This is a genomic window from Humidesulfovibrio sp. (genome assembly GCF_035560995.1).
In the GTDB taxonomy this organism is placed as follows: Bacteria; Desulfobacterota; Desulfovibrionia; order Desulfovibrionales; family Desulfovibrionaceae; genus Humidesulfovibrio.
In genome coordinates this window covers 1-8,394 of sequence record NZ_DATMYK010000230.1, presented here as the reverse complement: position 1 = coordinate 8,394, position 8,394 = coordinate 1, and the positions used below count along the sequence as shown (strand labels likewise).

Annotated in this window: 6 protein-coding genes and 1 pseudogene; 2 read left to right on the top strand and 5 right to left on the bottom strand. The window is 65.7% G+C overall.

The features are described from left to right. Window positions 1–668, bottom strand: a pseudogene (locus VN419_RS09140) (sulfite exporter TauE/SafE family protein); the annotation flags it as partial. 70 nt (window positions 669–738) lie between these two features. Then, on the bottom strand, window positions 739–1,194 hold the full coding sequence (locus VN419_RS09135) for a 4Fe-4S dicluster domain-containing protein (RefSeq protein ID WP_325646726.1): 456 nt from the start codon (window positions 1,192–1,194) through the stop codon (window positions 739–741). A gap of 324 nt (window positions 1,195–1,518) precedes the next feature. Here VN419_RS09135 and VN419_RS09130 point away from each other — a divergent pair, with 324 nt between their 5' ends. Further along, complete coding sequence (locus VN419_RS09130; RefSeq protein ID WP_325646724.1) at window positions 1,519–3,615, top strand: molybdopterin-dependent oxidoreductase; 2,097 nt, start codon at window positions 1,519–1,521, stop codon at window positions 3,613–3,615. 88 nt (window positions 3,616–3,703) lie between these two features. Here VN419_RS09130 and VN419_RS09125 read toward each other — a convergent pair whose 3' ends face one another. The 3 genes from VN419_RS09125 to purN form a co-directional block, all read right to left on the bottom strand. Then, a complete protein-coding gene (locus tag VN419_RS09125; protein ID WP_325646722.1) occupies window positions 3,704–5,716 on the bottom strand; it encodes a methyl-accepting chemotaxis protein in 2,013 nt (670 codons plus the stop codon). 118 nt (window positions 5,717–5,834) lie between these two features. Beyond that, the gene (gene amrA, locus VN419_RS09120) at window positions 5,835–6,389 is read right to left on the bottom strand and encodes an AmmeMemoRadiSam system protein A (RefSeq protein WP_325646720.1); all 555 of its coding nucleotides are present in this window, start codon (window positions 6,387–6,389) and stop codon (window positions 5,835–5,837) included. 47 nt (window positions 6,390–6,436) lie between these two features. Next, complete coding sequence (gene purN / locus VN419_RS09115; protein ID WP_325646718.1) at window positions 6,437–7,138, bottom strand: phosphoribosylglycinamide formyltransferase; 702 nt, start codon at window positions 7,136–7,138, stop codon at window positions 6,437–6,439. A gap of 185 nt (window positions 7,139–7,323) precedes the next feature. Between purN and VN419_RS09110 the strand changes: the two genes are divergently transcribed. Next, a partial coding sequence (locus VN419_RS09110; protein WP_325646716.1) for a hypothetical protein occupies window positions 7,324–8,394 on the top strand: 1,071 nt, incomplete at its 3' end.

The window sequence follows — 8,394 nt, the reverse complement described above, 5'->3', positions numbered from 1 at the left end:
AGGACGAAGAGGCCGAAGTAGCCCTGGTAGGACTTGAAGTCGAGCTTGCCGGCGGAAAGTTCCTGGGCGGCCCAGGCGCCGATGAGCGAGCCGAGGCCCAGGCTGATGGCCAGCGGCAGCACCAGGCGCTTCATCTTGAGGTAGTTGAAGGAGCTGATGGCGGCGGAGGTGCCCACCAGGAACTGGTTGGAGGCCTTGATGGAGTCGGTGATGACCTTGCCCAGGTCCGGAGCGGTCTTCTTGAAGCTGCCGGCGTACGAGCCGAAGCCGAACACGCTCATGTGACCCACGCCCGCCATGACGCCGCCGAAGGCGCCCACGGTGGAGAAGATCCAGCCAACCCACACGGCCCAGCAGAAGGCCAGGATGGGGTTGACGTCGGGCGCGCCGGGGATGCCGAGGAAGCCCGCGGGCTTGGCTTCGTCGATCATGCCCGCCTCGGTGCCGCGGGGGGCTTTCTCGATGGCGGCGGCCAGCTTGTTTTTCTTCACTTCGCCTTCGGCCGGTTTGGTGGCGTTGTCCGGCTTGGCGGCTTCAGGGGCCTTCACCGCTTCGGCGGCGGCCGGGGCGGCGGGCGCCGGGGCGGCCTGCTGGGCCATTGCAACGCCCAGCCACAGGCTCATGGCCAGGGTGGCCAGGGTGAGTGCGACGAGTTTGCGTTTCATCATGGAACCTTGCTCCTCTCTGTAAAGTGTTCGTGTATCATGTGCCCCGCGCCGCACGCGCAGGGCTTTAGTCCTAGACAGCCGGGCGGATGAAGGTCAGCGCCTTGGCCGTGCAGCCGGTGACGCAGGCCGGGTCGAGCCCACGGTCCACGCGGTCCTTGCAGTAGTCGCACTTCTTGGTCTTGCCCCAGGCTTCTATGGCCACAGGAACGTCCCAGGGGCAGGCCTCGGTGCAGCGGTTGCAGCCGATGCAGGCTTCCTCGTCCAACCATACCAGGCCGTCCTCCGCGCGTTTGGTCAGCGCGCCCGAGGGGCAGACTTTGACGCAGAAGGGGTCGTCGCACTGCATGCAGTTCTGGTAGACGAATTCCATGCGCGGTCGGCCGTCCGGGCCGTTGAACGGCCCCAGCGCCTTGATGCGGTTGAGGGAGATTCCGGCGGGAAGTTTATTCTTGACGTTGCAGTGTACAAGGCAGGATTTGCAGCCGATGCAGCGGTTCGGATTGAGTGCGATGCGGTACAGGCTCATCGTTGTTCTGCCTTTTTAAGTTGTCTTTTCAGTTTGTTGTAATCGTGTTACGTAGGCTGCGTAACATTCCGTCCCGATTGGACACCCCGGAGAGGTATTTCCACTCCATCAGTGATAACCATAGCCGCAGCGGGATTGTCAAGAGAGGGATGGCCTCGTTCTTTTTTTCTCATATCCCGATAATATTCCCGACGGCGGGATGATATGGGAAAACCCCCTAGTTGGCTCTAGTGCTCGAATAGCTGGCGTTCGCCTCTAGCCATGTCACGAAATTTAGGGTATGGGGGTATGCAGCCTGCTTCAAGGAGCTTTCAGGAGGACGCCATGGGTAGAAATGTCGTGTACAGCGTTTGTGGAATGTGCACCGTGCGCTGTCCGGCCGCGGTGGACGTGGAGGACGGCAAGGTCGTTTCCGTTTTCGGCAACCCCCACGCGGCGGGGCTCAAAGGCGCGCTGTGCGCGCGCGGGGCGGCCGGGCCCGGGCTGCTGTACGACGATGAACGGCCCCAGACCCCCCTCATCCGCGCCGGCGCGCGCGGCGAGGGCAAATGGCGTGCCGTCTCCTGGGACGAAGCCCTGGACTACGTAGCCGGAAAGCTCGGCGAGATCCGCGCCGCCCACGGACCGGAGGCGCTGCTGTTCTCCGACCGCGGCGGCCCATACATGGACCTCAGCCGGGCCTTCGTGCGCGGCTTCGGCTCGCCCAACTACTGCAACCACGACACCGCCTGCGCCCGCAACGTGCAGCACGCGGCCCTTTCCGTGTTCGGCATCGGCCGCAAGGAGCTGGTGTACGATCTGAAGAACGCGCGCCACGTGGTGCTGCAAAGCCGCAACATCCTGGAAGCCATCAACGTCAAGGAGGTCAACGACCTGCTCGACGCGCGCGACGCAGGCTGCAAGCTCACGGTCATCGACATCCGCGCCAACATGCCCGCGGCCAAGGCCGACCACTTCTTCCTCATCCGGCCCGGCACGGACTACGCCTTCAACCTGGGTGTGCTGCACCTCATCATTACCGAGAAGCTGTATGACCGCGCATTCGTCAAGGAATGGGTGCAGGACTTCGAGACGCTGAAAGAGTTCGTGCAGCCCTACACGCCGGAGTTCGTGGAAAGAGAGACCGGCGTCAGCGCCCAGGCGCTCAAGAACTTCGTGCACGCCTTCGCCAAGGCCGCGCCGCACGTCATCTGGCATCCGGGCTGGATGACCGCGCGCTACGACGATTCCTTCTATGTCTCGCGCACGGCCTACCTCATCAACGCGCTCATGGGGGCCATCGGCGCCAAGGGCGGCCTGCCCATCGGCTGCAAGGCGGGCGATGTGGGCCGCAAGGGCCTGAAGCAGCTCATGGAGCTGTTCCCCAAGCCGGAGAAGCCCCGGGCCGACGGCGCGGGCTGGGCCGAGGGCCGCACGCACTTCGACGGCGGACCCGGTCTGGTGAACCTGGCCTACGAGGCCATCGCCACCGGAAAACCCTATCCCATCCGCGCGTACATCGCGCACCGGCACGACCCGCTCATGGCCTTCCCCGACCAGGAGGCCGTGAAGAAGCTGTGGGAGAAGCTGGACCTGCTCGTCGCCGTCACTTTCTCCTGGTCCGACACGGCCTGGAACGCCGACGTGGTGCTGCCCATGAGCACCTACCTGGAGCGCGAGAGCATCGTGGCCAGCAAGGGCGGGTTGAAGCCGCAGTTCTTCCTGCGTCAGCGCGCGGTGGCGCCCCGGTTCGACACCCGCGCCGACTGGGAGATCTACGCCGGGCTGGCCAAGCGCCTGGGCATCGAGCCCCTGGCCGTCTCGCGCATCGAGGAGCTGTGGGACCTTCAGCTTGAGGGCACGGGCGTCACCATCGCCGATTTCGCGGCCAAGGGCTTTGTGGAGCTGGCGGACAAGCCCACCTACAAGCCCGTGGCCTTCAAGACGCCCTCCGGCAAGGTGGAGGTGCTCTCGGCCAAACTGGAAAAGGACGGGCTCCAGTCCCTGCCGCCGTATGTCTCCCCGGCCAAGCCGCCAAAGGACGCCTTCCGCATCGCCTTTGGCCGCTGCGGGCTGCACACCCAGGGCCACACCGTGAACAACCCGCTGCTGTTCGAGCTGATGCCGGAGAACGTGCTCTGGATCAATAAGACCAAGGCCAAGGCCCTGGGCATCGAGCACATGGACATGGTGGAGGTGGCCCCGGTGGCCCAGGGCGGCACGCCTGGGCAGCTGCGCGCCTACGTCACCGAGTTCATCCATCCCGAATGCGTGTTCACCGTGCATGGCTTTGGCCACACGCTGCCGGTGGAGAGCCGGGCCAAGGGGCGCGGCGTTTCGGACAACGAGCTGATGCCTGGCGGTTTTGGCCGCTGGGACAAGGCGGGCGGCGCGGTGTCCATGCAGGAGAACTTCGTCACCGTGCGCAAGGTGGACGCCTAGCCCGCTCCTCCAACGCGGAAAGGAAACGGCCCGCCCGCCCAGGTTCTTCCTGAGCAGGCGGGCCGTTCTTGTTTCTCTTGGCGCGGGCCTAGGCCCGCGCCATTCCTTCCATGACCTCGCGCAGCTGGTCGGCCAGGCGCTTCAGCTCCTCCACGTCGCGGGCGGCCTCGTCCATGCCCGCCGAGGTGGACAGGGCGATGTCGTTGATCTCGGCCACGGCGCTGTCCACCTGGGCGCTGGCCCCGGCTTGCAATTCGACGGCGGTGGCGATGCCGCGCACGCGCAGGGTGGTGTCGTTGACCATGCCCACGATCTCGCGCAGGGCCTCGCCGGAGAGCGCGGCCAGCTCGTTCGTGCGCTCGATGGCCTTGGCCGAGTGCTCCACCTGGGCCACGTTGGTGCGCGTGCCCTGCTGGATGCTGCCGATGGCGTCGCCCACCTCCTTGGTGGCGGTCATGGTCTTCTCGGCCAGCTTGCGCACCTCGTCGGCCACGACCGCGAAGCCGCGTCCGGCGTCGCCCGCGCGGGCGGCTTCAATGGCGGCATTGAGCGCCAGCAGGTTGGTCTGGTCGGCGATGTCGCGGATGACGTTCATGATCTGGCCGATGGCCTCGGCTTGCTGGCCGAGCGCCCCCATGTTTTCTTTCAGGGCCAGGGACTGCGCGCGCACCTCCTCCACCGAGGCCATGACCTGGCGCACCACTTCCGCGCCCTCCTTGGCCTTGCCGCCCGCGCCCTCCGCGCCCTTGGCCGCGCTTTCCGCGCTCTCGGCCGCGCCCTGGATGGATTCGTTCATGTCGCCCATGGCCTGGGTGGTGCTGCCCGCGCGCTCGCGCTGCTGCGCCGCGCCGTCCTCGGCCCGGGCGATCTGGTCCGAAAGCCGCCTGGAGCAGTCGAGCAGGGTGCGGACCACGTCCTCGGCCTGCTTGGCGGCCTGGGTGACCACCTGGTTCTGGGCCATGATGCGGGCTTCCTGCTCGCGCAGTTCGGTCAGGTCCGTGTACAGGCACATGGCGCCCATGGGCGCGCCGTTGATGTCGTTGAACAGGGGCGAGGCCGAGATGAGGATGCGGCGCACGCCGCCCCTGCGGCCGGTCAGGTCCACCTCGCGGGTGATGGTCCTGTTCTCCTCCATGGCCTGGCTCAGCACGGTCTTGCGGGTGGCGTCGCCGTAGAAGAAGTGGGCCACGTTCTGGCCGATGAAGTCCGCGGGCTTGCCGTCGTGCTGCAGGATGTCGAGCAGGGTCTGGTTGGTTTCGCGCAGGACGCAGGCTTCGTTCACCACCACAAAGGGCGTGGCGATGCCCTTGAGCACGCCGCGCGTGTAGCCGAGGGATTCCTGCACCTTGGCGGCCATGGCCTCCAGGGCGTCGGCCACGTCCTTCAGTTCGCCCGTGAAGTCGCCCATGAGGCACTGGTCGAAGCGGCCCTCGGCCTGGCACATGGCGAAGGCCTGGATGTTGCGCAGGGGGCCGAGGATCATGCGCGCGCCGAACACGAGCAGCACGGACATGCCGATGATGAGCGCCAGGCCGAGGCCCAGCATGAGCTGGAAGGACTTCCTATCCTGCTCCTTGTACGCGTCGTACGTGGCCTTGGACTTCTTGCTCTGCTCGTCGATGGCCTTTTGGATGATGTCCTTGACCTCGCGCCACTTCTTGGTTTCCTTGGTATTCAGCAGGGCGGTGGCGGCGTCGCCCTTACCCTCCACCGCCAGGGACATGACTTCGGCCTTCAGGGCCCCGGCTTCCGTCCATTGGGCGGGCAGGCCGCTCAGATCCTTGGCCATGCTTCCCGTGGCCAGGCCCTGGGCCGCCTGCAGGGCCTTCAGGAATTTGGCGTCGGCGGCCTGGTAGTTTTCCCTGGCCTTTTTGTCGACCGGGTTCAGCACCACGTTGCGGGTGGCCTGCTCGGTCTGCAGGCCCTGGGCGTACATCTCCTGCAGCTGTCCAAGCAGCGCCTCTTCCACATTGATTATGTTCTCAAATGTTTTGCCTGTGCGCTGGGACTGCAAAGTGAACAGAAGCAGGGTCGCGGCGAAGCCGGCGATGGTGACGACCCCGAGAATGACGAGCAAAGCCTTGATGGTTAGTCGTTTCACGATGTTCCTCCGAGACGCGGCATATGCGCGGCGCAAGGATGCGCCAACGGTTATGGATGGTACTCAGTAAGCCGGAGGAGGAGGAAAATCAACGGGCAGGGGAGAAATTGATGCGGTATTAGAATACAACTGCCTCGTACCAGTATATCTGCGTAGCGGGGTCGCGCCATGCCTGGGCGGAAAGGCCAGCCTTGCGGCAGGTTTGCGAAAGGAACTGCAGTCTGTCCCAGCCCCACTCCAGCGGCACCTGCGGCAGCAGCAGGCCCTGGCGCGCGCCCTGGCGCACGATGAGCCCGTGGCGGCCCACTTCCACCAGTTCCGGGTCCGGGCAGGGCTCTATTGGTCCCAGGATGGAGATTTCGATGTCCAGGTCCGCCAGCTCCGACTGCTCCAGGGGCTGGAAGCGCGGGTCCTCGAAGGCCGCGGCCCGCGCCATGTTCCATACGGTGCGGAAAAGCGGCCCCTGGCCGATGATGTTGCCGATGCAGCCGCGCAGCTGGCCGTGGCGTTTGAGGGTCACAAAGGCTCCCAGTTCCCGGCGTAGCAGGTCCGAGGGCGGCTCCGGCGGGGTCTGCCCATCTTCTCCCGCCAGGTGCGTGGCGATGGATTGGGAAACCAGGGCCTTGAGGAAGCGCTTGTCCTCATCGCTGGGAGAGAGGCGGAAGCTGTCCATGCGGTGTCTCCTGGTGACGTCTCCAGTGAGGCGTTTAGGGTACGGGCCTAGGATGCGGGCAGGAACCCCGGCTCCAGCGCGGGGCTGGCCAGGTAGGGCAGGGCGGCGTCGCCCCAGGTTGCGGGCTGGGCGCGCTTCACCATCACGTGGCGGCCTTCGATCTTGAGCCGTCCGGCGGCCAGCCAGGCCACGGCCTGGGGGTAGATGCTATGCTCAAGCCGCAGGATGCGCGCGGCCAGGGCCTCGCCCCCCTCGCCCGGCAAGGCCGGCACCGCGGCCTGGATGATGACCGGGCCGTGGTCCATGATCTCATCGACGAAATGCACGCTGCACCCGGCCAGGCGCACGCCGTAGTCGGCGGCGTCGGCCGCGCCGTGCACGCCGGGAAAGCTGGGCAGAAGCGCGGGGTGGATGTTCACCACGGCTTCCGGAAAGGCGCGCAAGAATTCCGGGGTCAGCATGCGCATGAACCCGGCCAGCAGCACCGCGCCGGTTCCGGCGCTGATGCCATGGTCGGCGATGACCCGGACCATTTCCGCATCAAAGGCCTGGCGCGAGGCGAACTCCGTGTGCGGGCGGCTCCAGGTGGGAATGCCGCGTTTGCGCGCGCGCTCCAGACCATAGGCCTCGGCCTTGTTGGAAACCACCACGCGCACCTCGGCGTCTATGCAACCGGCGTCGATCTTGTCCAGGATGGACTGGAGGTTGGAACCGCCGCCGGAAACCAGCACGGCAAGGGGCATGGGCATGGGGCACTCCGTATTGCAGACTGGCCGCGCAGGACTTGCGTGCGCGGCATGCGCCCTCCTACCCCTTTTCCCGGCGCTTGGGAACAGGTCCGGACATCTTGTCAACCGGGCCGATACTGCATAGTGTAATGTGTTTCACGCGGGCCGCGCCGTGCGGCCTTGCCCAACCCGCATGAGGTTTGCTGATGTCTTCTCGCGCTTCCGTCCGCAGCCGTTTCGGCCTGCTCATCGCCTCCGTGCTCATGGCCCTGCTGCTGCCCGCCCTGGCCCAGGCCGCCCTGCCCCAGAACGTGGAGCAGAACCTCGGCACGCTTCTCGACATGTCCCAGAAACGGGGCAGTGCAATCAATCCGAATGATTTCAACCAGCTGCTTGATTACGTCATGCACCTCAAGGGCGACGCCCGCGAGCTGGTGCCCAACCGCCGCTTTGACGGCAACGGTACCGTGCTGCGCGTGAGCATGAAGACCAGCCTCCCGCGGCTCATGAGCTACTGCTACAACCCGGCCATTCCCAACTATCTGCTGTTCCCCAGCGTGCTGCGCCTGGGCGGCTGGTATGCGGGCAGCGACATCCTGAAGGACAACAAGCCCTGGACGCACCTTTCCAAGCTGGACGCCCCGGTGGCACTGTGGGGCCAGGAGTACGAGGTCAACGCGCCGGACTCCTTCGGCGGCGGCTACTACCGCTATGACCTGAACCGGCTCATCATCCTGGCCAAGTACAACGGCAAGAACGTGCTCATCTCGGTCAGCAAGCAGAAGGACAAGTCCAGCGTGGGCAAAAAGGCCGTCATCCTGGACGACGGCGAGTGGAGCTACTTCTACTCCGGCATCAACGGCCTGAACAAGGGCCTCATCGGCTGGGCCGACACCTACATGTATGATTCCGCCTCGGTGCAGGTGTTTGTGGAGGACGGCCCGAACCAGACCACCTTCACGCTCTTCAAGTGGCTGCGCGCGGGCTGGTCCGGCCTGAACGTCGTCCAGAAGGACCACATCAACGAGGGCGCCACCCGCTACGCCAACGCCTTCAAGAGGATCGTGGAGTCTGACCGCCTGCCCGCCCCGGACGAGCTGGCCGCCCGCGTGCGCGAGCTTTCCACCATGAGCGACGCCGAGCTGGACCGCAAGATCGCCGCTTATGCCGTCGCCATCGAGAATATCGCCAAGACCTCCCCGGCCATGAACAAGAGCGAGTTCCAGAAGGTGGTGGAGGATGGCAAGTACGCCAAGATCCTGAACCGTGAGGAGCGC

What these genes read in the sequence shown, in the direction of transcription:
- VN419_RS09135 (WP_325646726.1), bottom strand. Translation starts at nt 1,194, where the DNA reads ATGAGCCTGTACCGCATCGCACTCAATCCGAACCGCTGCATCGGCTGC.
- VN419_RS09130 (WP_325646724.1), top strand. Translation starts at nt 1,519, where the DNA reads ATGGGTAGAAATGTCGTGTACAGCGTTTGTGGAATGTGCACCGTGCGC.
- amrA (WP_325646720.1), bottom strand. Translation starts at nt 6,389, where the DNA reads ATGGACAGCTTCCGCCTCTCTCCCAGCGATGAGGACAAGCGCTTCCTC.
- purN (WP_325646718.1), bottom strand. Translation starts at nt 7,138, where the DNA reads ATGCCCATGCCCCTTGCCGTGCTGGTTTCCGGCGGCGGTTCCAACCTC.